At 56.0% G+C, this 24,470-nt stretch carries 21 protein-coding genes and 1 pseudogene; 12 read left to right on the forward strand and 10 right to left on the reverse strand.

Annotated elements, in window-relative coordinates:
- The first annotated feature begins 141 nt into the window (after positions 1–141).
- Entirely contained in the window at positions 142–492 is a 351-nt protein-coding gene (locus NAC44_RS01460; RefSeq protein ID WP_250937109.1) for a flagellar export protein FliJ, read from the forward strand.
- Between the two features lie 836 nt (positions 493–1,328).
- Here NAC44_RS01460 and sciP read toward each other — a convergent pair.
- The 5 genes and pseudogenes from sciP to cysC form a co-directional block, all read right to left on the reverse strand.
- Positions 1,329–1,604: a CtrA inhibitor SciP gene (gene sciP, locus NAC44_RS01465; protein ID WP_250937111.1), complete on the reverse strand. Its 276-nt coding sequence runs from the start codon at positions 1,602–1,604 to the stop codon at positions 1,329–1,331.
- 719 nt (positions 1,605–2,323) lie between these two features.
- Positions 2,324–3,004, reverse strand: coding sequence for a sugar transferase (locus NAC44_RS01470; RefSeq protein WP_338022046.1), 681 nt, complete (start codon positions 3,002–3,004; stop codon positions 2,324–2,326).
- A 278-nt stretch (positions 3,005–3,282) separates the two neighbouring features.
- Entirely contained in the window at positions 3,283–4,320 is a 1,038-nt protein-coding gene (locus NAC44_RS01475; RefSeq protein ID WP_250937114.1) for a DUF2793 domain-containing protein, read from the reverse strand.
- Positions 4,321–4,450: 130 nt separating this feature from the next.
- Positions 4,451–5,233 (reverse strand): 3'(2'),5'-bisphosphate nucleotidase CysQ, encoded by a 783-nt coding sequence (gene cysQ / locus NAC44_RS01480; RefSeq protein WP_250937115.1) that lies wholly within the window; start codon positions 5,231–5,233, stop codon positions 4,451–4,453.
- Between the two features lie 160 nt (positions 5,234–5,393).
- Positions 5,394–5,975: pseudogene (gene cysC / locus NAC44_RS01485) on the reverse strand (adenylyl-sulfate kinase); the annotation flags it as partial.
- 428 nt (positions 5,976–6,403) lie between these two features.
- Here cysC and NAC44_RS01490 point away from each other — a divergent pair.
- From NAC44_RS01490 to minE, 9 genes are all read left to right on the forward strand, one after another.
- Positions 6,404–7,306, forward strand: coding sequence for a branched-chain amino acid ABC transporter permease (locus NAC44_RS01490; RefSeq protein ID WP_250937117.1), 903 nt, complete (start codon positions 6,404–6,406; stop codon positions 7,304–7,306).
- Positions 7,307–7,309: 3 nt separating this feature from the next.
- Positions 7,310–8,725 carry a high-affinity branched-chain amino acid ABC transporter permease LivM gene (livM, locus tag NAC44_RS01495; protein ID WP_250937119.1) on the forward strand — a complete coding sequence of 472 codons (1,416 nt, stop codon included), beginning with the start codon at positions 7,310–7,312 and terminating at the stop codon, positions 8,723–8,725.
- Positions 8,725–9,600, forward strand: coding sequence for an ABC transporter ATP-binding protein (locus NAC44_RS01500; protein WP_250937120.1), 876 nt, complete (start codon positions 8,725–8,727; stop codon positions 9,598–9,600). Before livM ends, NAC44_RS01500 begins: the two co-directional genes overlap by 1 nt.
- Complete coding sequence (locus tag NAC44_RS01505) at positions 9,600–10,328, forward strand: ABC transporter ATP-binding protein (RefSeq protein WP_250937122.1); 729 nt, start codon at positions 9,600–9,602, stop codon at positions 10,326–10,328. The genes NAC44_RS01500 and NAC44_RS01505 overlap by 1 nt, the downstream gene beginning before the upstream one ends.
- Before the next feature lie 10 nt (positions 10,329–10,338).
- On the forward strand, positions 10,339–10,692 hold the full coding sequence (locus NAC44_RS01510; RefSeq protein WP_250937124.1) for a DUF6867 family protein: 354 nt from the start codon (positions 10,339–10,341) through the stop codon (positions 10,690–10,692).
- Between the two features lie 225 nt (positions 10,693–10,917).
- Positions 10,918–12,036, forward strand: a complete 1,119-nt coding sequence (locus NAC44_RS01515; RefSeq protein WP_250937125.1) for a branched-chain amino acid ABC transporter substrate-binding protein — start codon at positions 10,918–10,920, stop codon at positions 12,034–12,036.
- Positions 12,037–12,569: 533 nt separating this feature from the next.
- Complete coding sequence (minC, locus tag NAC44_RS01520) at positions 12,570–13,340, forward strand: septum site-determining protein MinC (RefSeq protein WP_250937126.1); 771 nt, start codon at positions 12,570–12,572, stop codon at positions 13,338–13,340.
- 99 nt (positions 13,341–13,439) lie between these two features.
- A complete protein-coding gene (minD, locus tag NAC44_RS01525) occupies positions 13,440–14,255 on the forward strand; it encodes a septum site-determining protein MinD (RefSeq protein WP_250937127.1) in 816 nt (271 codons plus the stop codon).
- A complete protein-coding gene (gene minE, locus NAC44_RS01530) occupies positions 14,252–14,512 on the forward strand; it encodes a cell division topological specificity factor MinE (RefSeq protein WP_250937128.1) in 261 nt (86 codons plus the stop codon). The genes minD and minE overlap by 4 nt, the downstream gene beginning before the upstream one ends.
- Positions 14,513–14,578: 66 nt before the next feature.
- Here minE and NAC44_RS01535 read toward each other — a convergent pair whose 3' ends face one another.
- Positions 14,579–15,004: a GFA family protein gene (locus NAC44_RS01535; RefSeq protein WP_250937129.1), complete on the reverse strand. Its 426-nt coding sequence runs from the start codon at positions 15,002–15,004 to the stop codon at positions 14,579–14,581.
- 60 nt (positions 15,005–15,064) lie between these two features.
- Between NAC44_RS01535 and NAC44_RS01540 the strand changes: the two genes are divergently transcribed.
- Complete coding sequence (locus NAC44_RS01540; protein WP_250937130.1) at positions 15,065–15,469, forward strand: nuclear transport factor 2 family protein; 405 nt, start codon at positions 15,065–15,067, stop codon at positions 15,467–15,469.
- Positions 15,470–15,478: 9 nt separating this feature from the next.
- Here NAC44_RS01540 and NAC44_RS01545 read toward each other — a convergent pair whose 3' ends face one another.
- Positions 15,479–16,399, reverse strand: a complete 921-nt coding sequence (locus tag NAC44_RS01545; RefSeq protein WP_250937131.1) for a response regulator transcription factor — start codon at positions 16,397–16,399, stop codon at positions 15,479–15,481.
- A complete protein-coding gene (locus NAC44_RS01550; protein ID WP_250937134.1) occupies positions 16,392–19,757 on the reverse strand; it encodes a hybrid sensor histidine kinase/response regulator in 3,366 nt (1,121 codons plus the stop codon). Before NAC44_RS01550 ends, NAC44_RS01545 begins: the two co-directional genes overlap by 8 nt.
- A gap of 357 nt (positions 19,758–20,114) precedes the next feature.
- Here NAC44_RS01550 and olsC point away from each other — a divergent pair, with 357 nt between their 5' ends.
- A complete protein-coding gene (gene olsC / locus NAC44_RS01555) occupies positions 20,115–20,945 on the forward strand; it encodes an ornithine lipid ester-linked acyl 2-hydroxylase OlsC (protein ID WP_250937135.1) in 831 nt (276 codons plus the stop codon).
- Between the two features lie 133 nt (positions 20,946–21,078).
- Here olsC and NAC44_RS01560 read toward each other — a convergent pair whose 3' ends face one another.
- Together NAC44_RS01560 and NAC44_RS01565 are read right to left on the reverse strand one after the other, a co-directional pair.
- Positions 21,079–23,673: an HWE histidine kinase domain-containing protein gene (locus NAC44_RS01560; protein WP_250937136.1), complete on the reverse strand. Its 2,595-nt coding sequence runs from the start codon at positions 23,671–23,673 to the stop codon at positions 21,079–21,081.
- The gene (locus tag NAC44_RS01565) at positions 23,651–24,178 is read right to left on the reverse strand and encodes a biliverdin-producing heme oxygenase (protein WP_250937137.1); all 528 of its coding nucleotides are present in this window, start codon (positions 24,176–24,178) and stop codon (positions 23,651–23,653) included. Before NAC44_RS01565 ends, NAC44_RS01560 begins: the two co-directional genes overlap by 23 nt.
- Positions 24,179–24,470 lie beyond the last annotated feature (292 nt).

A 24,470-nucleotide genomic window follows, 5' to 3' on the forward strand; every position in this document is an offset into this window, starting at 1 on the left:
GATGCCCGTAAACGAAAGGTTACCAAAGGTAGTTTTTTGTTAACGTCCTCAAGATTTTTTCGGGGTGATTCGTTTTAATGTCCGCGGGCGATGTCATTTTTAAGTGAAAGCGGGGCGTCTCGCATCACGGGAGTATTGCGTATGAAGTCGCGTGAGAGCCTGGTTCGCCTGAAGGCATTTCAGGTAACTGAGAAACGCCGTCAATTGCAGCAGTTGCAATTGATGATGGGCGAGTTTGAAAAAATGGCAAAAGAGCTGGAAAACCAGATTTTGCTGGAAGAGAAAAAAGCAGGGATTACCGATCCCGGCCATTTTGCCTATCCGACCTTTGCCAAGGCGGCGAGACAGCGCGCTGACAATCTTCAGACCTCCATCCGGGAACTGAAGATTCAACAGGACGCCGCCGAACTGGCCCTGGAGGAGGCGGTTGCCGATCACGCCAAGGCCGCAGCGCTTGAAGAGCGGGATGGCCAGCAGCGTCAACGGGCATGAGCCCTCAGGATTTTTAAGGTCTGCTGGATGATTTTGACCTGAGAGCGCGTTTCGATCAGATATGATCGGACCGGCGCGTTTGGCTTTTCTGTTTCAACGCAGGTCGTTATGGAAACCAACCCTAACAGTCTTGAAGACCAGGCTTTGTATTCAGAACGACCTACCGCATCTCTTCTCTATTTTATAAATCGTCTGATGCTGTAAAACTTATCGCGCAAACCTTATGAACGGGTTTGCCGTAAAGACATGTGACAAAACATGGACTGAAAGCACTATGATGGCGGCTGAGGAGTCAGAGCGCTTCTATACGAAGAAGACCGCCAGCATAGGATTGTGTTTTAAGCGAAATTCTGCTGGGCAGTGGGTGAGATAAGTTGCGCTGCGGTATCGGCAGATTGGATAAGTTTGGCACTCCAACAGCCTGACCGATGCAAAAAGGGGAGGGGCAGGGCTTCGATCCGACAAATACCGTTCGCTTATGAAAATCTATAAGGCTAAAGTACGCTGTGGTTTGTCAGCCTGATGCACGGTGCTTTAAATCTTTGATGTGTCGCATGTACGGTATCGTTTCATTGAGGGCAATGAAACGCAACGTGCTTTGGTGGTTTGATTATGAGATTTGCTAATCCATTTGCGGAACGCTGGAGAGCAATGTCAGGATCATGAAAGCCACGAGCAACTTTATGATGATTGTGGAATTCAAAGAATTCGATATTTGAGTGCGGCGCCTGAGGAAACCGGGACTCAATTGTTAAAGTCATTCTACAAGAGCATTGTCCCGATAAAAGCTCTCATGGCGACCGCCAGACCAGCGATCGCCTTCGTTTTTCGTCAGATCAATGACGATATTGCTGAATACGTGTTGTTCTGAGACCCGGCAGGCCATGGTCGTTAATCGAGGATTGCCATGAGAGAAATTCCTCGACTGTCAGCGTATAGCGCTCACAGGCTTCTTCAAGGCTGAGCAGGCCGCCGCGAACGGCAGCAACCACTTCAGCCTTGCGGCGAATGACCCAGCGGCGGGTATTGGCAGGCGGCAAATCAGCAATTGTCAAAGGGCTGCCATCGGGGCCGATGACATATTTTACACGCGGACGAATTGTTTCGGTCATTGGACTCTCTAATACATACTCAAGACCACAGACCCGAAATCTAACGCGGCACATTTAAAAATTACCTAAGCCCCAAGTAAGAATTTGATAAGAATTTTAGCTATTTGCCCCCGAAAACAAATTTTTTGCATGAAGCCGCCATTTTTATCGTCCTGCTCAGACGCTTCGGTGTGGGGTCTTTTCGAAAACCGGGCGCTTTATAGGCATTCCAGGAAAAATACGTAGCGATGATCGGCTAGAAATTCGTAAAAACAATAAATTAGTGCATCGTGCGATCAATGTGATGCATTCTGTTTGCTGAAACTTGCCGTCCCACAAGGCGGATGGCTGAGCGCGATGCTTTTGTCATCGGGCACGCCATCCAACGTAGTGGGGGGCAAGTTTCAGCAAACCCGAAGGGCCGCATGTCTTTACGTCCTGATCAAGATTTTTCCCTCGGACGTACCAAGCGGTATGCCCTTCAGCAAAAATCTTGATCAGCCCATAAATTCATTACGGCGGAATGCGTCATATTGATCGCACGGTGCTCTAAAGTCTTTCACTGTTTCCGTGAGTGCGGAAAGGCTTTTGAGTATGGTCTCAGTTTTTGTTGACGCATCGGATATATCCGAAAACCGGTTCACGCTTTTGGGCCGACGCTTTAGAAAAGTGTGTAGCGTTTCCTGTGAAGGCAATAAAAACAATAGCTTGAGATGCTGGCGGGACAATGACAGGGCTATTCAAAATCCCTTGCCATGCATCAACTCGGATTTGATTGTTCCGAACAGAATCTGCAGGTCGAGCCAGATGGAAAATGTCTCGATATAAAGAAGATCGTGATCAATTCTGGCTCTTGCCGTGACCGCATCATGGGTCGGACCGCGCAACCCATGCATTTGCGCAAGGCCGGTTAGGCCCGGTCGCATGCTGTGCCGGGCATGGTAATCGGGCACGAGTTGCTCATATTCTATGCCGCCAGCGAGCATACCAATGGCATGGCAGCGCGGGCCAATCAATGACATATCACCCCGTAAGACATTGAAAAGCTGCGGCAATTCATCGATATTACTACGGCGTAGCACTGCACCGACCGCGGTAATGCGCGGGTCTGAGGGAATGGTTTGCCGCACACCGCTTTCATCGCAGCTGTGAGAATACATGGTGCGAAACTTCAAGATCCGGATTTTCCGCTGATTTTTTCCCCAGCGTGTCTGGCGAAACAGCACGGGTCCGGGTGTTTCCAGTCTGATCAGCGCCGCTACGGCCAGCAGGAAAGGCAGAAGCATGACAAGTGTAGACGCTGCCAGAACGATATCCATGGCTCTCTTGAGCATCAGGTGCAGACGCCTTCTGCCATAGTCTGTCCGCTTTGTGCGCACGGTTGATGAAGTCGGATATTCATTCATTCGAAACATACCCATTCCATCCTCGCAGATGTTAAGGCCATGACGATCCCGTTTTTCGAGAGCAAGGACCGGTGCGATATGCGTGATGCGGAAGCAACGGCAGAGCTGCCTTTACTCTCGAGCCGGTCTCAGAGCCTATTTATGGACGCTTATGTAACGGTTATTTTGGCGAACGTCATTGTTTAACTTAATAAATGGTTAAGGTCCCGGAATGAAATGCTTCGTTATGGGAGATTGTTCTGTAACTGTTGTGTTTGGAATGTTTTGAAACAGTTTTTTCTCTATATTGAACGTCAAAGCCGGATCATCACCAAGCGTGCGCAGAGACTGCTATATCCAAAGCTTGCCGAACCGCTGTGTATTATCATCACTTCATCACCGGCGGTGAGTGAGCTTAGGCTGCTCTGTTCACTGGAGGTAAAGGAACTGACCGTGCCGAAAAACTGCCCTAGAAGCCCGCTACCATCGCTTTTAATCAGCTTGAGGCTGTAATTGCTGGAATTGGTAATGCGGATGTTCAGGGAAATAAGGTAGATGCCGCTTGCTGGAATTTTGATGGTGCTGCCATAGCCATTGGTGAGTGCCGTTGAGAGGGCGAAATTGCCCTGATTGAGATTGATCACATTGAAGCCTGTGGTCGTGCCCTCTGAAACGTTAAAGGTGGGAACGTTATACGATATTTGCGCATATGGTCTTTGCGGCTGGTCGATGATGCCGTCCGTCGAAATTTGCAGGGCAGATGTCCAGTTGCTGCCGTCGCCGCTGACCTTGATGCCCAGGCTGTCGCTGCCGGAAAGACCGATTTCGGCCCGGCCTGACCAGTTGGTCTGATAAAGCAGGGATGCGGTATCGGTTACGGCAGATTTGTTCAGTTTGAGTTGACACCCGTTGCCAGCATGATTGAACAAGGCTGCGTCCGACGAAACGGAGAAACGATTGGTGCTGTCAGGGCTGGCATTGACGCCGAGGGTGGAAAAAAGGCCTTCGGCGGGCAGCGGCAAATCAGACCATCTGCTGCCGTCAAAAACCAAAAATTTTCCACTGCTGGCCAGATAGGCACGCCAGCCAGTCAGAGGTTTGAGATAAGCCCAGGCGCCGTCTTGGTACACGGCGATCTTGCCATCTTGATTGACCCACTCTCCCGTTGCGCCTGACAGGACGCCGTAACAGGCGCCATCGACCGCAGAGGCTGGCGGCGCCGTGAGGGTCTCCGCCAAAACCAGTTGGGTCACGGCGTCCAGAACCTGCAGAGCCTCGTTGTGGGTCACATGTTTCTGGGCCTGCGATGGCAGGATGTAGGGAAGGGACAGTTTTGGTGTCGTGTCGCTCATCGGTGTCTCCATCGGGTTGAGATGGAAGTATCGCCGATGGCGGCAGCAGGGGAAAAACACCAGTCAATTTTGTTGTAAACATGGAGAAAAAGGCGATTTTTCTTCACAGGATCCAGGTGTTTTCCCGTGTTCAGGCAGCCTGTTCGCCCCATGCGATAAAGAAGGGGTTGGCAAAATCGCTGTCATGCGGCTGGTTGCGCTTGCCATAAAGCAGAGGTGTGCCTTCTATGGTTTCGGTCATGCCGCCGGCAGCGCGCAAAACCGCATCACCGGCTGCCGTATCCCATTCCATGGTGCGGCCAAACCGAGGGTAAACATCGGCATTTCCTTCTGCAATCAGGCAGAATTTCAGGGATGATCCGACAGACCGCGTATCGGTTATGCCTTTTTGCCTGAGAAAATCCTCTGTCTGCGGGCTCATATGCGAGCGGCTGGCAACGGCGACGGGTTCGCTTGTCTGACTGCGGACATGAATGGGTTGGCGATCTGTGACTGTAAAGGTGTTGTCAATGCTGAGCCGCATCGCCCCCGTTTCCGACCCGATATAGGCCTGTCCGCGGGCAGGGGCATAGACAATGCCCATCACCGGAGCACCATTGCGCACGAGGGCGATATTGACGGTAAAATCCTCACTCTTGCGGATAAATTCCTTGGTTCCATCCAGCGGATCGACAAGTATGAAGGGTTCGTCGGTGGTTGTCGGTATATTGCCTGCGGCAACGGCTTCTTCGGCAACGACCGGAATGTCGGGAAAGGCTTCCTTCAGCAGGGCGAGAATAATTTTTTCCGCCTGTTCATCCGCTTCGGTTACGGGAGAAAGGTCTTCCTTGGTGCGAATGTTTGGCCCCGAATGGTAAATTTTCATGATTTCGCGGCCTGCCAAAAGCGCGGCCTGTTCAAAAACAGCAATCACGCATCACGTCCTTTCCCATTCTTTGCCCGATTAAGGCACGGATATGGTAAAAGGATGAAGAATTTTATCGTCCTGGCTCGTCATTTTATCGTGAACCCGTTGGTTTTTTTGCCGGACTGAAGGCATCGGCCTGGTGATGCAAACAGGCTTGTGTTTGGGTTCAGGAGAGCTTGATGCCCATATGATGGGCAATCCTGGTTGCCATGTCATAGGCTGTTCCTTCTTCGGTGCGAAGATGGACTTCCGGTGCAAGTGGCATCTCATAGCTTGAGCTGATACCGGTAAATTTCTTGATCTCTCCGGCAAGTGCCTTGCGGTAAAGACCTTTTGGATCGCGCCGGATACATTCCTTGAGCGAAGTGTCGATGAAGACCTCGATAAATTCCCCGGGGCTCATCATCTTGCGCGCCATATCGCGATCGGCGCGAAAGGGGGAAATGAAGGAAACGATGACAATCAGGCCGGCATCGGCCATCAGTTTTGCCACCTCTGCCACCCGGCGGATATTTTCAACGCGGTCTTGGTCGGAAAAGCCCAGATCACTGTTCAGTCCGTGGCGGATATTGTCACCATCAAGGATATAGGTGTGGTAGCCAGCTTGGTGAAGCTGGGCTTCCAGGGCATTGGCGATGGTGGATTTTCCCGCACCCGAAAGTCCCGTCAGCCAGATGACACGCGGGCGCTGACCTTTGATGCTGGCGCGTTCCTGACGTGAAATCTGAAAGTCCTGCAGAACGATATTGTTGTTTTGCACGGCGCCTGCCAGTTCACTCGCATCGGGCATGGTGTGTGATCCGGTTGTCGCCGTCGAATCGGCGGATGTCGATAATATTGTTGTTCAACATAATGTGTAATGACGCATGTGCAAGCCTGTATGCGTCATGATGCTTACTTGTGATTGTCCATCCCCAGACTTTTTTCGTTCTCCGGGTGGACGCGCCCATCAGCGCAGACATGGCGTTCTTGCATAGCGTTTACGCAATCTTCTGCCGAAAATCGCGAAATAAGCACAGAAACTGCTCATGAAATATGCTTCTGGTAGAAAAATGTCCGCTGCAAAACTTTTGTGCTTCACATTTTTGCCGAAAACGATATCAATCGCCACAACACGAAGAACCCGAACGGGACAAGACAAGGAAGACACCAAAGGCGATCTTCCAGGGGATATATATGATATATTTCATCCAGCAACTTATAAACGGGCTGACGCTCGGTTCCATCTATGGTCTGATCGCGATTGGCTATACCATGGTGTATGGCATTATCGGCATGATCAACTTTGCCCATGGCGATGTGTTCATGCTTGGTATTTTCGCGGCCCTGATCGTGTATCTGCTTCTGATCAGTCTGTTTGCCGGTATTCCGGCGGCCATTGCGCTCTTCATCATGATGGTTGTCGCCATGCTGATGACCGGATTGTGGAACTGGGTCATCGAGCGTATCGCATACCGGCCTTTGCGTGGTTCTTTTCGCCTTGCGCCTTTGATTACGGCGATCGGCATGTCGATCACGCTGGAAAATTTCATTCAGGTGGCACAGGGTCCGCGTACCAAGTCCATCCCCGACCTGGTGAAGTCGCTTTACACCTTTGATAACATTACTATTTCATTGAAGCAGATCATCATCGCCGTGGTGACCATGGTTCTGCTGGCCGTCTTCTGGTATATCGTCAACAAGACACCGCTCGGTCGCGCCCAACGGGCGACGGAACAGGATCGCAAGATGGCGGCTCTGCTTGGCATCGACGTCGACCGCACCATTTCGATCACCTTCGTCATGGGGGCGGCGCTTGCTGCCGTGGCCGGAACGCTCTATCTGATGTATTATGGCAGCACCACTTTTATGGATGGCTTCATACCCGGTGTGAAGGCCTTTACCGCAGCCGTCCTTGGCGGCATCGGTTCGCTTCCGGGGGCTGTTATCGGTGGTGTATTGATCGGTCTGATCGAATCGCTCTGGTCGGCCTATTTCACCCTTGCCTACAAAGATGTCGCGACCTTCTCTCTCCTGGCCTTCGTGCTGATTTTCAAGCCGACCGGTCTTTTGGGCCGTCCCGAAGTCGAGAAGGTGTGATCCATGTCCGCAAGCAGTAAGTCTTCGACAGCAGACACCGGAACGTTTGCCCGCGCGCTTCGGGAAGGTATTTTCGCTGGTCTCGCCGCTCTTGGCATGTTCATCCTGTTCATCGGCATCAAGACCGATCAGGATATCAACAATCAGTTGATCTGGTTGCCGCGATTCGGGCTTCTGGCGATTTTCGTCGCCATTGCCGCAGTCGGCCGTTTTGCCATCGTTGCCTTTTATGGGCCGTGGGTGAAGGCACGAAAGGAAAAGGCGTCTGCTGTTCCCGTTCATGAGATCGAGGCGTCGCCCTCCTTCTTCAAACGGAATTTTCCGAAAATCGCCATCGTCTTTCTGATTTTCTATCCGGTGATTGTTCTGGCGTTGATGTATGCATCGAGCGGTACGCTGCGTGGTGCGTTGCAGGGCTCGCTGAAATATGTCGATAATTTTGGCATTCAGATCCTGATTTATGTGATGCTGGGCTGGGGTCTGAATATCGTTGTCGGCCTGGCCGGCCTTCTCGATCTCGGCTATGTCGCCTTTTATGCGGTCGGGGCCTATTCCTATGCGCTTCTGTCGCAGGATTTTGGTCTGTCCTTCTGGGAACTGTTGCCGGTGTCGGGCATTCTGGCCGCGCTTTGGGGCATTATTCTCGGTTTTCCGGTCCTGCGTCTGCGCGGTGACTATCTGGCCATCGTTACGCTGGCCTTCGGCGAAATCATCCGTTTGGTGTTGATCAACTGGTCGGATGTGACGCGCGGCACCTTCGGTGTTTCGGGTATTCCCAAGGCAACGCTCTTCGGCATGGAATTCGATGCCTCTGCGCATGGCTTTGCCAAGACCTTTGGCCTGCCTATGTCTTCGGCCTATTACAAGATCTTCCTGTTCTATCTGATCCTGGCGCTCTGCCTTTTGACCGCCTATGTGACGATCCGGCTGCGCCGCATGCCGATCGGACGGGCCTGGGAAGCACTGCGCGAGGATGAGATCGCTTGCCGGTCGCTGGGTATCAATACGGTGGCAACGAAGCTGACGGCTTTTGCCACGGGTGCGATGTTTGCCGGCTTTGCCGGGTCGTTCTTCGCCGTACGTCAGGGCTTTGTCTCGCCGGAAAGCTTCGTTTTTCTCGAATCGGCGATTATCCTGGCCATCGTCGTTCTCGGCGGCATGGGTTCGCTGACGGGGATCGCGATTGCAGCGGTCGTGATGATCGGCGGAACGGAACTGTTGCGCGATATGGACTTCCTCAAGGTGATCTTCGGTCCCGATTTCACCCCGGAACTCTATCGTATGCTGATTTTCGGCCTTGCCATGGTGATCGTCATGCTGTTCAAGCCGCGCGGTTTTGTCGGCAGCCGTGAACCCACCGCCTTCCTCAAGGAACGCAAGGCCGTTTCGGGCAGCTTTACCAAGGAGGGTCATGGCTGATGACCTCCGGAACCAACACGATGAACAAAGATGCAATCCTGAAGGTCGATCACCTGTCGATGAAATTCGGCGGCCTGATGGCGATCAACGATTTCTCCTTCGAGGCTGTCCGCGGCGAGATTACCGCTCTGATCGGTCCGAACGGAGCCGGAAAAACCACAGTGTTCAACTGCATCACCGGCTTTTACAAGCCGACCATGGGCATGTTGACACTGACGCAGAAGTCGGGAAAGCCGTATCTTCTCGAACGGCTTTCCGATTTCGAGATCAACAAGAAGGCCAAGGTCGCCCGCACCTTCCAGAATATCCGGCTGTTTTCCGGCCTGACCGTACTGGAAAACCTGCTGGTGGCCCAGCACAACATGCTGATGCAGGCCTCCGGCTATACGATCCTCGGACTTCTGGGGTTGCCTGGTTACAAACGGGCGGCGGAAGAGGCGATCGAAAAGGCAAAAGTCTGGCTGGAAAAGGCGGACCTGATCGAGCGCGCCGACGATCCGGCCGGCGACCTGCCTTATGGTGCGCAAAGACGGCTGGAAATTGCCCGCGCCATGTGCACGGGCCCAGAGCTTCTGTGTCTCGATGAACCGGCGGCGGGTCTCAATCCGCGAGAATCGCTGGCGCTCAACACTTTGCTGAGAAACATTCGAGAGGAAACCGGGACGTCTATCCTGCTGATCGAACACGATATGTCGGTGGTTATGGAAATTTCCGACCATGTCGTGGTTCTTGAATATGGTCAGAAGATTTCCGATGGCACTCCGGATCATGTGAAGAACGACCCGAAGGTCATTGCGGCCTATCTCGGGGTTGAGGATGAAGAATTGAGTGAGGCGATTTCCGACGTGGAAGCGGTTGCCGGAGGCAATGTCTGATGGCTGGTGAAACGCTTTTGACAGTTGATGCCGTTGAAACCTATTACGGCAATATCCGGGCGCTGGCAGGCGTCAGTGTTGAGGTCAAGAAGGGTGAGATCGTCAGTCTGATCGGCGCCAACGGGGCTGGAAAATCCACCCTGATGATGACAATCTGCGGCAGCCCGCAAGCCCGACACGGCAAGGTTATCTTCGAGGGAGAGGATATTACCCGGCTTCCAACCCATCTGATCGCGCGCAAGCGCATTGCCCAGTCGCCTGAAGGCCGGCGGATTTTCCCACGCATGACCGTGCTAGAAAACCTGCAGATGGGAGCCGCCCTCGACAACCTGAAATATTTCCACGAGGATCTGGAAAAGATCTACACCATGTTTCCGCGCCTGAAGGAGCGGCAGAACCAGCGCGGCGGCACACTGTCGGGCGGTGAGCAGCAGATGTTGTCGATCGGTCGCGCGCTGATGGCGCGTCCCAAGCTGCTTCTGCTGGATGAGCCGTCGCTGGGACTTGCGCCTTTGATCGTCAAGGGCATTTTCGAGGCGATCAAGAAGCTTAACCAGGAAGAGGGGCTCACCGTATTTCTGGTCGAGCAGAATGCTTTTGCCGCCCTGAAACTGTCGGACCGGGCCTATGTCATGGTCAACGGGCAGGTGACGATGAGCGGTTCGGGCAAGGAATTGCTGGCCGATCCGCAGGTACGTGCGGCCTATCTCGAAGGCGGACGGCATTAAGGGGAGCGCCATGCAGGGACTTTTTTTCGATACTGATACCGAGGTCAGGATTGTTCTGCGCGTTTTGGTGATGCTGATCGGCTTCTGGACGGCCTGGCGCACCGGTCGCGCTGTGGCGGAAGGCTGGCAGACCTATTCCCGCGTTGTGGTCTACACGCTGTTGATTGCTGCTGGTATGCAGTTTCTCCACCATGCATTGTTCAATGGCAATGCCATCGATCCAGGGCTCTATCTGCTTGATCTGGTGACGCTGCTTGTGTTTTCCAGCCTTGGTTTCCGGCTCCGGCGCACGCAGCAGATGGTGACGAGCTACTATTGGCTTTATCAGCAGACTTCGCCTGTTTCGTGGAAGACAAAAGATTGACATCAAGGCTGTGCCCGCCGCAGATTATGATGAAAACAGCGGGATGGACCGTGAGATGATTTTCATGCGGCAAGTCTGAGGCCTGTGTCAAATGAAGGGTTGAAGAGTGCCTGTTGAGAGCGTCGAGGACAGGCAGATCTTTCAAAACGTTTCCGGCGTGTTCCTGGTGGGTGATGCGCGGGGGCTCACAATAAGGACCCACCCTCAAAAATTGGGAGTTACAGAATGAAGAAGTCGCTTCTTTCGGCTGTGGCGATTGCCGCCATGGTCGCTTTCAGCGGCAATGCATATGCCGATGTTCTCATCGGTATTGCAGGCCCGCTGACCGGCCCGAACGCTGCCTTCGGTGCGCAGCTGCAGAAGGGTGCCGAGCAGGCTGCCAAGGACATCAACGCCGCTGGCGGCATGAACGGCGAAAAGATCAAGACCGAGCTTGGCGACGACGTTTCGGATGCCAAGCAGGGCGTGTCGGTTGCCAACAACTTCGTGGCTGACGGCGTGCAATTCGTGGTGGGTCACTTCAACTCTGGCGTTTCCATCCCGGCTTCCGACGTGTATGCCGAAAATGGCATTCTGCAGATTACGCCGGCTTCGACCAACCCCAATTTCACCGAGCGCGGCCTGTGGAACACCTTCCGTACCTGTGGTCGCGACGACCAGCAGGGCGCTGTGGCCGGCAAATATATTGCCGATCATTTCAAGGGTGTGAAAGTTGCCATCGTGCACGACAAGACGCCTTACGGTAAGGGTCTTGCCGATGCCACCAAGGCAGTCATGAACAAGCTTGGTGTCAAGGAAGTCGTTTATGAAGGCATCGATCCGGGCCAGAAGGACTATTCGACGCTGATTTCCAAGATGAAACAGGCTGGCGTTGGCATGGTCTATTTCGGTGGTCTGCATCCGGAAGCTGGCCTGATCCTGCGTCAGATGAAGGATCAGGGCCTGAAGGCGACGATGATGTCCGGTGACGGCATCACCTCGAACGAACTGGCTACGATTGCCGGTGACGCTGTCGACGGCACTCTGATGACCTTCCCGCCGGATCCGCGCAACAACCCGAACGCCAAGGAAGTGGTCGCCAAGTTCCGCGCCGCCGGTTTCGAGCCGGAAGCCTACACGCTCTACTCCTATGCCGCCATGCAGATCATTGCCGATGGTGCCAAGGCTGCCCATAGCAACGACCCGCAGAAGGTTGCTGCGGCTCTCAAGGCCCATGGTCCGTTCAAGACCGTGATCGGTGATATTGGCTTTGATTCCAAGGGTGACATCACCCGCCCGGACTATGTCATGTACAAGTGGCAGAAGGGCCCGGACGGCAAATATACCTATCTCGAGATCAAGTAATCTCTCGTTATATCCTGTGAGAAAGCCCGGCCTTTGCGCCGGGCTTTTGTTTTGCCACGCTTTTGTTTCGTGGTGTGTCGGTTGCCGTTCGTGGCAGGCCGTCGGTTCTACTGCATCATTCCTGAAATCGGGAGAGATTGAAGGTGAAAATGATGCAGCAGATGAAACGTGTTACAGCGACCTTTGTGTGCGATATTGGTCGCATGGCGCTATAGAGCATTGTCCCGAGAAAAGGGCATAGCGGTTTTCCCTGCGGAAATGCGTAAAAATGGTGAGTTAAAGCATCTCATTGTTTCCGTGAACCGATAACGTCCATGCGACACATCAAAGACTGAGAGCACCGTGCGATCAATATGACGCATGAGGCTGATAAGCGCGCGACATGCTGTATGGATCAGAATTTGCTGTTGCAGTGCAAAAGTCGCAAGCTTCACGTAACGTCTTATCGTTAACGTATTGATAGGCTTTGATGCTGCGTTAACCATTTGTTAACCAAATCAGCCCTAAATGATCTCAACGATTTGTTTACACAGATGACCGAAGTGCTAACAGAACCACGCTCCATCAGGATCAAAGGCCGCTCTTTTCTGGCCGTCGTTTTGTCGCCGGACCTGCCGCTGGACCAATGGCTGGCGCGGCTCGACGATCTGGCCTCGCGCTCGGCCGGCTTTTTTCTTGGCCGTCCGGTCGTGCTCGATGTGCACGATCTGCCGCTCAATCGGGAGGAGTTGAAGGGCCTTATTGCCGAACTTGCCACGCGCAATGTCAGCATTATGGGGCTGGAAGGTGCAAAGCCCTCAATGGTCGAACGCGGTATGCCGCCCATTCTCAAGGGTGGCAAGCCGGTTGCAGATATTGATGTGCCGAAGACGGAAGTGGCGGCTGGGCCTGCCGAGGCGGCGGAAACGCCGGAGGAAGAGGCTGACGGTGTGCCTGTGCTGAAGGCAGCACCCGCGCCGGAAGCCCGTCCGGGCGTGAATTCGCTGGTGGTGGCGGAGCCGGTTCGCTCCGGTCAGTCGGTGGTGTTTACCGAAGGCGACGTGACGGTGATCGGCTCGGTCGCGTCCGGTGCTGAAATTATTGCCGGAGGTTCGGTCCATATTTACGGCGCCCTGCGTGGTCGTGTCATGGCGGGCTGTCTCGGCAATATGTCGGCGCGCATCTTCTGCCGCAAGCTGGAGGCGGAGCTGCTCGCCATAGATGGGATCTACAAGATGGCAGAGGATATCGAGCCGGATATGCTGGGTCATCCGGCACAGTTCTGGCTGGAAGACGATGCCATCCATGCGGAAAAGATTGCCTGACCGAACCAGGCCGATGACATCAGACGGTTCCTGATGGGGCCGTGTGCACAAGAATAAAAGTTAAAATGCGCCGCTGCAGGCCAGAAACAGGAGATGAACATGGGGAAGGTTATCGTCGTAACCTCAGGTAAAGGTGGGGTGGGCAAGACCACATCTACCGCTGCTTTGGGCGCGGCCCTGGCCCAGCGGAACGAGAAGGTTGTCGTCGTGGATTTCGATGTCGGCCTGCGCAATCTGGACCTCGTCATGGGGGCAGAGCGCCGCGTGGTCTATGATATCGTCAATGTCATCCAGGGTGACGCCAAGCTGCCGCAGGCGCTGATCCGCGACAAGCGCATTGATACGCTGTTCCTGCTGCCCGCTTCCCAGACGCGCGACAAGGACGCCCTGACGCCGGAAGGTGTGCAATGGGTGATCACCGAGCTGAAGCGGCATTTCGACTGGGTTATCTGCGACAGCCCCGCCGGCATTGAGCGTGGTGCAACGCTGGCCATGCGCCATGCGGATGTGGCCGTGGTTGTCACCAATCCGGAAGTCTCTTCGGTGCGCGACAGCGACCGGATCATCGGTCTTCTCGATTCCAAGACCGTCAAGGCCGAGCGCGGCGAGCGCATGGAAAAGCATCTGCTGCTCACCCGCTATGACAATGCCCGCGCCGAGCGCGGCGACATGCTCAAGGTCGAGGATGTGCTGGAAATCCTGTCGATCCCGCTGATCGGTATCATTCCGGAAAGTCAGGATGTGCTCAAGGCCTCGAATGTCGGTGCACCGGTGACCTTGGCCGACCCGAAAAGCACGCCCGCCCAGGCCTATTTCGAGGCCTCGCGACGTCTGGCCGGAGAAAACCTGCCGGTCTCTGTTCCTGAAGAAAAACGCAGCCTGTTGGGCAAGATCTTCTCACGGAGGGCCGCATGAGCATATTCGACCTTTTCCGCAAACAGCAATCCGCGCCGACGGCGCGGGAGCGGCTTCAGGTGCTGCTCGCGCATGAGCGGGCGACGCTGGACAACGATCTGGTGATCGTGCTGCGCGAGGAAATTCTCGCCGTGCTCGCCCGCCATGTCGAAATCGACAGCGACAAGGTGCGCATCACCGTCGATCGCGACGACCGGGTCTCGATCCTTGAAATCGACGTGGAAATTCCCCGCGATAACGAGCTGAAAGCAGCCTGAAGCCAGCCTGTTATTCAAAAAAAAGCGCGGGATGGCAACATTCCGCGCTTTTTATATGGGATTTGCTCAATTGGCCGGTTCAAACCTCAAGATGCCGGCCACGCGTGAGGTGCCGCCGGTGTCGTTGGGATGGGATACGCCATCCATCACCTTGATTTCAGTGAGATCAAAGGGGCTTTTGCCCTCGATACAGGCGAGATTGATGCCGAATTGCTGAGGGTTGGAGCGGCGCTGGTGATGGGTATAGATGCCGCAAGTCTTGCAGAAATAATGTTTCGCCGTGCCGGTATTGAACTGGTAGAGCGTCAGATTGTCTTCACCCTCGATGAACTCGATATCGGACAGACTGGCGGAAACGGCAACGGCTCCGCGCATCCGGCAATAAGAACAGGTGCAGCGCCGCGCCGTGTTCAATTCATCACTCAGCCGGACACGGAATTTCACCGCGCCACAATGGCAGGCGGCGTTATGCTGTGGTCTTGTCTCGGTCATGATCGCTCTTCCTTGATTGTTCTCAAAAGGAGTAGCAAGGATCAAAGATGGCGGCAATCGGTGCTGGTAGCCGAATGTTTGTTAGTCTTTAAACGCGATGTTGAGGTTCTTGGGATGCTGGATATTGCTCTGCCGGTTCAGAAACAGCTTGAGGCTTATAATGCCCGTGACATTGACGCCTTCATGCCGTGGTGGGCCGATGATTGCCACTATTATGCGTTTCCGTGCACCTTACTGGCAAAAGGCGCGGCAGAGATCAGGGAGCGCCATGTCGAGCGCTTTCGGGAACCCGATCTTCATGGAAGGCTTTTAACAAGGATCGTCGTTGACAATGTCGTCATCGATCATGAAACGGTAACGCGCACTTTTCCGGAGGGAAAAGGCGAAATTGATGTCGTCTGTTTCTACGAAATCGAAAATGGCAAGATCGCCAGAGCATGGTTGGGAGAAAGGCGGATTTTTTGAAGAAAAGCCTCACCCCTCGTGTAGAACTGCCGCAGCCTTGACCGCTGCTGACGCCCTGTTTTCCACCCCGAGTTTCACATAGATCTGTTCCAGATGTTTGTTCACCGTGCGGGCTGAGAGGCCGAGAATCTCGGCGATGTCGCGGTTGGCCTTGCCGCGGGCGATCCACAGTAGCACTTCCGCCTCGCGATTGGTCAGGTTGAAGGCATGGCGCAGCGCCTCGTCCTCACGCCGTGTGCTGGCGCTCATCAGGCGGAAGAGGATTTCGTCCGTGCCCATAGCGCCGAGATAGGTGATCTGCAGGCTGGGGGCGGTTTCGGGAAAGCTGAAAACAGCGCCATGGGTCATGCCTTGTTCGGCTTTGGCCGCCATCCAGCCGGAAATGGCGTGGGTGAGGCTTTCCGGTCCGTTTTCGGCGCCAAGCGTGTTCATCACCAGTCGGCTGGCCTGCGGCGTGGACCAGAGCAGGCTGCCATCAGCTCTGAGCGCCATCAAATGGCGACCTGCCGCGTCCAGCGCCACGCGGGCACTTTGGGCGTTGCGGGCATTGGTGAGATGCACGCGGATTCGGGCGCGCAATTCGTCGAGATTGATCGGTTTGGTCAGATAATCGACGCCACCCGCGCCCAGCGCATGGACCACATGTTCGGTTTCGGTCAGCCCGGTCATGAAGATCACCGGCACCTGCGTCACGCTGGCCTGTGTTTTCAACTGGCGGCAGGTGTCGAAACCGTCCATCTCCGGCATCACCGCATCAAGCAGGATGAGGTCGGGCGTGATGCGCTCGACAATGCCGAGGGCAGCCTTGCCCGAGGTGGCAACCAGCACCGCATAGCCGGATTGCTCCAGCGCATCGGTGAGAAAACCCAGCGTTTCCGGGCTGTCGTCGATGATCAGCAGCATGTCGCGCGGTTGCGCCAGTTCAGCCATTGTCAGCCCTATCTCCCATGACGGTGTGCAGCTTTTGGATCAGCCCGGCCATATCGAAAGACTGGATATAAGGCCGCAGCATTTCGGTAAAGGCCAGATAGGCCGGGTCGCGGGCAAGTCCGGCAAGCTTGCTGTCGATGCCGCGAATATAGCCGATTTCCGCCAGCCCCTTGAGATCGGCAAGATCGGCAGCGGGCGGTATGACAAGCCCAGGCGGGGCTGGAGGGGGAGGCGGCGCTTCGTCGGCATAGCGCCAGACGAGTTTCAGATGCCGGGCCAGCTTGTCGCGCAGCACCTTCACATCGACAGGCTTGGCAATGGCGTCGTTATGGCCGCTCGATCCCGGCTCGCGCACAGCACCGTCACCGAGATTGGCCGAGAGCATCAGGATCGGTGCGCTCTGGCCGAGATTGCGCAGCCGCTCCACCAACTGCCAGCCATTCATCACCGGCATGGAAATGTCGACGAGGAAGAGGTCCGGTTCGACACCCTCAATCAGCGTCAGGCATTCCGGGCCGCTGGCCGCTGTCAGCACGATGAAGTCGAGGGGCGTGAGTGCTTCGCGCATCAGATCACGGTGATCCTCATTGTCATCCACCACGACAAGGGTGCGGCGCGGGCCGTCATAGCCGGCAATGCGCCGCTCCGGCGTTGGTGCGGTGCTGGGCCGGTCGACGGTAGAGAGCATCAGACGCACGCGAAACACCGTGCCCTTGCCCTTTTCGCTGGTGACGGCAATGTCGCCGCCGAGCGTATTGGTCAAAAGCCGGGTAATGGTCAGGCCGAGACCGAGGCCGGGTAGCGGGCGAATGCTGTCGGCCTCGCCGCGCTGGAACGGTTCGAAAATCCGGGTGAGATCCTTTTCGGCAATGCCGCGCCCTGTATCGGCGATGGTGAAGCTTGCCACCTGGCTGCGATAGGTCAGGGTAAAGCTGACGGACCCCTCATCGGTGAATTTGACCGCGTTGGAGAGGATGTTGACCAATATCTGTCTCAGTCGCCGCTCATCGGTACGGACATAATGCGGCAGGTTTTCAGGACGTTCATGCAGAAAGCGCAACCCCTTGGCTTCGGCCTGCGGACGAATCATGGCGACGATCTGGTCGAGAAAATCGGCAAGCGCCAGTTCCGCCGGAAAGACCTGAAGCCGGCCCGCCTCGATCTTGGAAATGTCGAGCAGCCCGTCGATCAGGCCGGAGAGATGGTCGGCAGAGCGGCGAATGACCTTGATCGCCGCCTGGCGGGGAGCGGGAATGGTCTCGTCATGTTCGAGCAGTTGCGCATAGCCGAGCACAGCATTGAGCGGCGTGCGCAATTCATGGGTCAGCCCGACGACATAGCGGCTCTTGGCCCGGTTGGCGGCTTCAGCGGCCTCCTTGGCGGCCTGAAGTGCAGCATCGGTCTTCTTGTGGGCGGCGATTTCCTTGAGCAGCAGGCTGTTCTGGCGGGAGGATTCCTCTTCCGCCACCACCCGGCTGTCATGGGCCAGCACATAGAACCAGGCGGCAATGCAGGCGGTGATGGAAAAGACGAAGAAAACGATCAGGATCGCGCCATTCACCGCCGTTGAGGTTTCAGGCTTCACGGCAGCGACCTGATGGGCAATCAGCCCGAGAACAAGGCCGATCAGCGAGACGGCGGCAAGGCTGGTCAGGCCGTAGCGGCCAAGGCGGCTTGCCAGCGCATCGGTCAGCCGATCCGGCAGGAGGTGCCGTGCCACGGTGGCGACCTGACTGTTGAGCGCCGCATGCGGTTTACACATGTCGTGGCAGCGGCTGTCCAGCGAGCAGCAGAGCGAGCAGATCGGCGCGGCATAGGCCGGGCACCAGGCCATGTCTTCCGGCTCGAACGGATGTTCGCAGATCGAGCAGGTGATGGCGTTCAGATTTTTCCAGCTGTGGCGCGGCTTGCGGGCCAGATAATAGCGGCCTTTTGTGGCGGCGGCGAGGGCAGGGGCTATGACGAAGGCCGAAAGCGTGACGAAGGTGGAGAGTGCCGTGAGGCTTGCGCCGAAAAGCCCCGCATGGGCGGCAATCGCCAGACCAGAGGATAAAACCAGCGTGCCGCAACCGACCGGATTGACGTCGTAGAGATGAGCGCGCTTGAACTCAATGCCCGGCGGCGACAGGCCAAGGCGTTTGTTGATGAAAAGATCGGCGGAGATGGTGCAGAGCCAGGCCATGGCGATGATGGAGAAGATGCCGAGCGTTTCCTCTAGCAGCCGGTAGATACCGAGCTCCATCAAAAGCAATGCGATGGCGACATTGAACACCAGCCAAACCACCCGGCCCGGATGGCTGTGGGTGAGGCGGGAAAAGAAATTCGACCAGGCCAGAGACCCGGCATAGGCATTCATCACATTGATCTTCAATTGCGAGACCATGACGAAGGCCACCATCAGCACCAAGGGCATCACAGGGCCAGGCGCGATATAGCTGAAGGCGGTGAGATACATATGGGCGGGATCGGCGGCGCGCTCGATGGCCACGCCCTCGGAGAGGGTCAGCACGGCGAGAAAGGAACCGGCCAGAAGCTTCGGCACGCCGAGCGCCACCCAGCCGGAACCGGCGAGAAATACGGCAAGGCGGTGGCGCTTCTTCTGCGCGCCTTCCGGCGGCAGGAAGCGGAGAAAGTCAACCTGCTCGCCAATTTGCGGCATCAGCGCCAGAATGACGGCGCAGGCGCCGCCGAAATCGGCCAGCCGGAAGGCGGCAGTCTGGCCGGAAATGAGGCCGGGAAAGGCGCGCCAGAGGTCGAATTTCGACCAGTCGGTGAGCGCGATGAACAGGAAAGGCGCAATGTTCAGCACGATCCAGACCGGCTGGGTCAGAAGCTGGAAGCGCGAGATCAGCCTGACCCCGTAGGTGACCAGCGGAATGACCACCACGGCGGACACGATATAGCCGATCGCCGGAGGCAGGGAAAAGGCAAGCTCGAGCGCCCCGGTCATGATCGAGGCTTCGATGGCAAACAGCATGAAGGTGAAGCTGGCATAGATCAGCGAGGTCACGGTGGAGCCGATATAGCCAAAGCCCGCGCCGCGGGTGAGAAGATCGATATCCACGCCTTCGCGGATGGCGTAGCGGCTGATCGGCAGGCCGATCAACAACATCAGGATGGCAGCGGTTAAAATGGCGAAAAAGGCGTTGACCGTGCCATAGGAGAGCGTGATGGCGCCGCCGATTGCCTCCAGCGCCAGAAAAGAGATCGCGCCAATCGCTGTTTGCGAAATCCGGCTGGAGGAAAAGCGCCGTGCGCTTTTGGCGGTAAAGCGCAGGGCATAATCTTCCAGCGTCTGGTCGGCGACCCAGCGGTTATACTGGCGTCTTACGGGAATGATGCGTTGGCGTGCGGCCATTCGGTTTTCTTGAAGGTTGGCGCGGTGTGGTGCCGTCAGATTTGACGGTTTCTTGGCTTTTGGCAAGAGCAGTTGGCGGAAGGAGATTAATGAAGTGACGGAAGTGGATAAGGATCACGATTTCTCTTTCATCCTGCCGGTTTTGTCGTAATTTATCCTTAATGGTGACGAAACGATTGTGCTTCGACAGTGTTGGAAGCGATGACGGTTCGCTGACCGCAGACCATGATAACGAATATGTGTGAGATCAGTGGCGTTAAGGCCTTGGCATGGCTGACCGCTGCTCTTGATCCTGATAAAAGAAAACCCAGTTCCATCGGGTGGGATACGACCCGGGCAGAATAGAAAGTAACGGCCATGGATACGACAGGACTAGCAACGGCTCAGGCGCAGAACCAGGGACAGGATTTTGGTACGCAGGGCATCGCGCCGATGGATCGACCGAGCCGGATCACCCGGTTTTTCATGGGCATCGTCTCCTGGGCGGAGCGGCTGAATTTCAAATATGCCAAGCTTGGCAATCCGCCGGTCTATGACAATGCCACCTTTCCCTGGGTGGCAGAGGTGGAAAAGGCCTATCCGGCCATTCGCGCCGAGCTTGACACAATCCTGAAGCGCAAGGATGAGCTGCCAAGCTTTCAGGACATTTCCACCGATGTGAAGACCATCTCCAGCGACAACAACTGGAAGACCTTCTTCCTGCTCGGTTTCGGGGTGAAGTCCGAGGCCAATATCAAGGCCTGCCCGGAAACCTGGAAGGCCATGCAGAATATCCCGGGTCTGACCACGGTGATGTTCTCGATTTTTGAGCCGGGCAAGCATCTTCCGGCCCATCGCGGTCCTTATAACGGCGTGCTTCGCCTGCATCTCGGCATGATCGTGCCGGAGCCGCGTGAAAAGATCGCCATTCGCGTCAAGGACCAGATCTGCCATTGGGACGAAGGCAAGGTGCTGATCTTCGACGATGCCTATGAGCATGAGGCCTGGAACCATTCCGACAAGACCCGCGTCGTTCTCTTCGTCGATTTCGTCAAGCCGTTGAAGTTCCCGGCGCGGCTGGTCAACTGGTGCCTGATGAATCTGGCAATCTTCACGCCCTTCATTCGCGAGGGGCTGGACAACCATAATGAGTGGGAAAAGAAGTTCTACGCCGAAGCGGAAAAGCTCAGAAACAGCAAGCCGGCCTGAGGGCCTGCTGCCAACCGTTAGAGCTTTTCAATGTTTCACGAAAACACTGAAAAGCTCTAACCCTTTGTTCTCCCGCATTTTCAGACGGAAAACCTCTACGCACTCTTCCTGAAAATGCTCTAGGCCTGTTCGTTCAGGCCTTTTCGTTCAGGGCGGTTTTGATCGCGCCGATCAGGCTTGACGGATCATAGGGCTTGTTGACGATGGCGATCGCGGAAAAATGCGGTGGAATGGTATTGCGCTCGGCATAGCCGGTGGCAAAGACGAAGGGAATGCCACGCCGGTAAAGCTCTTCGGCCACCGGCAGCGATGTGTGATCGCCGAGATTGATGTCGACAATGGCCACTGTCGGTCGGCGAGGTCCAAGCTTGTGCAGCGCTTCCGCCGCCGAGCGGGCGGTGATGACATCGCTAAAACCGGCATCGTTGAGCATCATTTCGGCATCCATGGCAATCAGCATCTGATCTTCGACGATGAGCACCGTTCCCGACACATCGAGCGGACGTGCCTGCATTTGCGGTGGGCGGGGAACGGGCTTCTGGCTTTGAAGGTGCTTTTCCATCGGCTTGCCGGAGATGAACCGGCCAGGAATGAGCAATTCCGCCGTCAGGCCATCGGCATCGTAGTGCAGGCTGCTCTTTCCAGAGAGATCGTAGGGAATGCTGCGCTCGATCAGCGCCGAACCGAAGCCGCGTCTGCCGGGCGGTTTGACGGGTGGTCCACCGCGTTCGGCCCAGATGATTGCGCAATCATTCGTTTCTGTCCACGCCCATGTCACTGAAAGCTGTCCACCGGGCCGTGACAGGGCGCCATATTTGGCGGCATTGGTGGACAGTTCATGGATAACGAGCGCGGTCACTGCATAGGCCCGGCTTTCCAGCACCATCAAAGGTCCGTCCAGCGTGATCATGGTGTTTTCGCTGCGATAGGGGCTGAGTTCGGCCTCCAGCAGATCGGTGATCAGGCCGGTGCCGCTGCCGCGAATGACCTGATCATGGGCAAAGGCCAGCGCCTGTATGCGGCCCTTGAGCGTGGTGACGTAATCGACGATGCTGTCGCTGGGAGCGGACGGCACGCCGACCAGAGACTTGATCACCGAGAGGATGTTCTTCACCCGATGGTTGAGTTCCTCATTCAGCAGGCGCTGACGCAGATCGGCCTTGGCCCGTTCTTCCTGCATCAGTTCGTTGTGACGCAGGATGATTTCCACGGTCACGGCGCGCATGGCTTCGGCAATGTCGAGATCGCTGTCGCTCCAGGCCTCGGCTTCGCAGCGCACGGTCTCCTTCCAGATGGAAAAACTCTTGCGCGGGGTCAGCCGGTCGCCCAGAGGCCCGGTTTCATAGGATTTTTCCGGATTTCCTGCCCAGTTGAGCGTTTGCAGCCGCTCCTTGCGGAACACCAGAAGATAGTCATTGGGGATTTGCGACAAAGGAATGGCCATGACGCCGGAGACCGCCTCGACATAGGCTGTTGCCGGGGCAAAATCCCGGGAAAGCTGGTGTGTTGACCAGATGCGTCCATCCGCAACCGAGGGGATAAAGCGCAAAAGCGGCTCGACTGCCTCATCGGGCGGGACGGAACCGGAGGCAGTCCACACGCCATTCATCCACAGGCCCAGTCCCTCACAGGCAAAGAGCTGGCGAAATTCCGGCAGGGAGGCGGTAAACAGCTCTTCGAGATTGGCATAATGGGCAGATTGATGCAGAAACCGGTCCAGTGAGCGGCGCGCGTCATTGGCCAGTTCCAGCTTGCGTTTCTGCTTCAGCGCCAGAAGATGAAGCGAAAAGAATTCGCCAAACAGTTCGGCGGCCATGCGCTCGGTCAGTGACAGGGTTTTCGGCTCATAATGATGGCAGGCGATCAGACCCCAGAGCGCATCATTGTTGAGCACGGAAATCGACATCGAGGCGGCAACGCCCATATTGCGCAGATATTCCAGATGAATGGGCGAGACGCTGCGCAGATGGGCAAAGGAGAGATCGATCGGCTCTTTGGCCTCATCGTCTACGGGAACAAGCGGTACACGCGCGCCACGCGCATCGGAAATCACCCGGATCGGATTTTGCAGATAAAGCCTGCGGGCCTGTTCGGGAATGTCGCTTGCGGGAAAGTACTGGCCGAGAAAGCTTTCGAGATCGCCGCGCCTGGCTTCCGCCACCACCTTGCCTGCACCGTCATGCTCCAGCCGGTAGATCATCACCCGGTCATAGCCGAGAACCGCACGCACCAGTTTCGCTGTACTGGCGATCAGATGGTCGACGTCATTGATGTCCTTGATGCGGCCGATCATCTCGCGGGCCATCAGCAGAGGCTGCAAGCTGCCTTTCGAGGGCTCAAGTTCGACGATGACGACACCGTTATGGCTGTGCACGGCAATATCGCAAACCTCACCCGAGGCAAGCGTGGTATGGGTAACCACGCCGGACCGGGTGGGGTTGCTCGATAAAGACAGCGCGTTGCGCAGATCATGGGTGACGGCGGCGCCAAGAAGATCGGCCAGCGACTTTCCCGCAAGAGTTTGGCCCGCAAGAGTTTGGCCAGCAAGAGTGTGACCAGCAAGCCCGTCTTCGATCCCGAGAAAGGCTGCTGCATTGGCCGAATGACGCAGAATGGTCGTCATGGCGGCATCGGTGACCAGAAGACAGCCATGCGGTTGGATGCTTCCGGGAATATGGATCGGCTCGCGGTCGCAATTGCTCAGGTCAACAGGCTGGGGTGGAGACATTCGATGCGCTTTCAAAAGCTGCTTGGGCCAGGGCGAAGGTTGCCTTTGCCGAGGCGATCATAGGCCGTTCATCGATCTCCTCCGCCTGTTCGAGGAGGGCTCCCAACCGATGCCAATTGGAGAGACTGTCAGTTTGGCGATGAAGATGGGCAGCGCCGGTTTCGGCTGTCAGGCCAAGGGTTGCGGCGCGGCGCACGAGCAATCTTGCCCCAAGGCAGGCACCCTCCAGCACATAGCCCATGCCAAGCCAGCCTGCGCGGCTGACCGGTGCTGCCATCACAGGAAACGCGCCAATCTCGGCGGACAGCGCTACAAGATCGCGCCCGAGATCCTGACCGAGTAAGGTGGGGCGCCAGTCCTGCAGCCGGTTCACGCGCCACAGGCTTTCCGCGCTAAGGCGAAACCGCGCCATGCCGATGACATAGCGCTGATAGCTTTCGCGACAATCAAAATTCCCGACGAGCCTGTCCAGCTCGGAATGAATGGTGGCTGTCTGTTCTCTCAAACGCCACCTGCGTGGTGAATGGTTCATCAAGGTCCTGTTCGGATATCCCCATTCCCCGAGACACGGAGCCCATCCGTCTCTCACCTACCCGAAACAATACATAGAATTAGGTTTTGAAATTTGCAATCATCAAAAACGTTCTAATTTTATGATGTTGCCATACGCGCAAGCGCTTAGCGCGGCGCTCTTGATGATGTCTCTCTACGTCAATTGACGTATACGATTTCGCGGCGCAGCACGCCATAGTCCCCTCCATAGCTGACTTGTACCATAAAAGAGGGGTTCGGATCAC

This window comes from Allorhizobium sonneratiae (assembly GCF_023700755.1).
GTDB lineage: Bacteria > Pseudomonadota > Alphaproteobacteria > Rhizobiales > Rhizobiaceae > Allorhizobium > Allorhizobium sonneratiae.

Excerpts from the sequence above, each read along its gene's own strand:
- NAC44_RS01505 (WP_250937122.1), top strand. The coding sequence starts at position 9,600 with ATGGCTGGTGAAACGCTTTTGACAGTTGATGCCGTTGAAACCTATTAC.
- NAC44_RS01510 (WP_250937124.1), top strand. The coding sequence starts at position 10,339 with ATGCAGGGACTTTTTTTCGATACTGATACCGAGGTCAGGATTGTTCTG.
- NAC44_RS01515 (WP_250937125.1), top strand. The coding sequence starts at position 10,918 with ATGAAGAAGTCGCTTCTTTCGGCTGTGGCGATTGCCGCCATGGTCGCT.
- NAC44_RS01500 (WP_250937120.1), top strand. The coding sequence starts at position 8,725 with ATGACCTCCGGAACCAACACGATGAACAAAGATGCAATCCTGAAGGTC.
- NAC44_RS01550 (WP_250937134.1), bottom strand. The coding sequence starts at position 19,757 with ATGGCCGCACGCCAACGCATCATTCCCGTAAGACGCCAGTATAACCGC.
- minE (WP_250937128.1), top strand. The coding sequence starts at position 14,252 with ATGAGCATATTCGACCTTTTCCGCAAACAGCAATCCGCGCCGACGGCG.
- minD (WP_250937127.1), top strand. The coding sequence starts at position 13,440 with ATGGGGAAGGTTATCGTCGTAACCTCAGGTAAAGGTGGGGTGGGCAAG.
- NAC44_RS01490 (WP_250937117.1), top strand. The coding sequence starts at position 6,404 with ATGATATATTTCATCCAGCAACTTATAAACGGGCTGACGCTCGGTTCC.
- sciP (WP_250937111.1), bottom strand. The coding sequence starts at position 1,604 with ATGACCGAAACAATTCGTCCGCGTGTAAAATATGTCATCGGCCCCGAT.
- NAC44_RS01475 (WP_250937114.1), bottom strand. The coding sequence starts at position 4,320 with ATGAGCGACACGACACCAAAACTGTCCCTTCCCTACATCCTGCCATCG.
- NAC44_RS01560 (WP_250937136.1), bottom strand. The coding sequence starts at position 23,673 with ATGTCTCCACCCCAGCCTGTTGACCTGAGCAATTGCGACCGCGAGCCG.
- NAC44_RS01470 (WP_338022046.1), bottom strand. The coding sequence starts at position 3,004 with ATGGGTATGTTTCGAATGAATGAATATCCGACTTCATCAACCGTGCGC.
- olsC (WP_250937135.1), top strand. The coding sequence starts at position 20,115 with ATGGATACGACAGGACTAGCAACGGCTCAGGCGCAGAACCAGGGACAG.
- livM (WP_250937119.1), top strand. The coding sequence starts at position 7,310 with ATGTCCGCAAGCAGTAAGTCTTCGACAGCAGACACCGGAACGTTTGCC.
- NAC44_RS01545 (WP_250937131.1), bottom strand. The coding sequence starts at position 16,399 with ATGGCTGAACTGGCGCAACCGCGCGACATGCTGCTGATCATCGACGAC.
- minC (WP_250937126.1), top strand. The coding sequence starts at position 12,570 with ATGACCGAAGTGCTAACAGAACCACGCTCCATCAGGATCAAAGGCCGC.
- NAC44_RS01460 (WP_250937109.1), top strand. The coding sequence starts at position 142 with ATGAAGTCGCGTGAGAGCCTGGTTCGCCTGAAGGCATTTCAGGTAACT.
- NAC44_RS01535 (WP_250937129.1), bottom strand. The coding sequence starts at position 15,004 with ATGACCGAGACAAGACCACAGCATAACGCCGCCTGCCATTGTGGCGCG.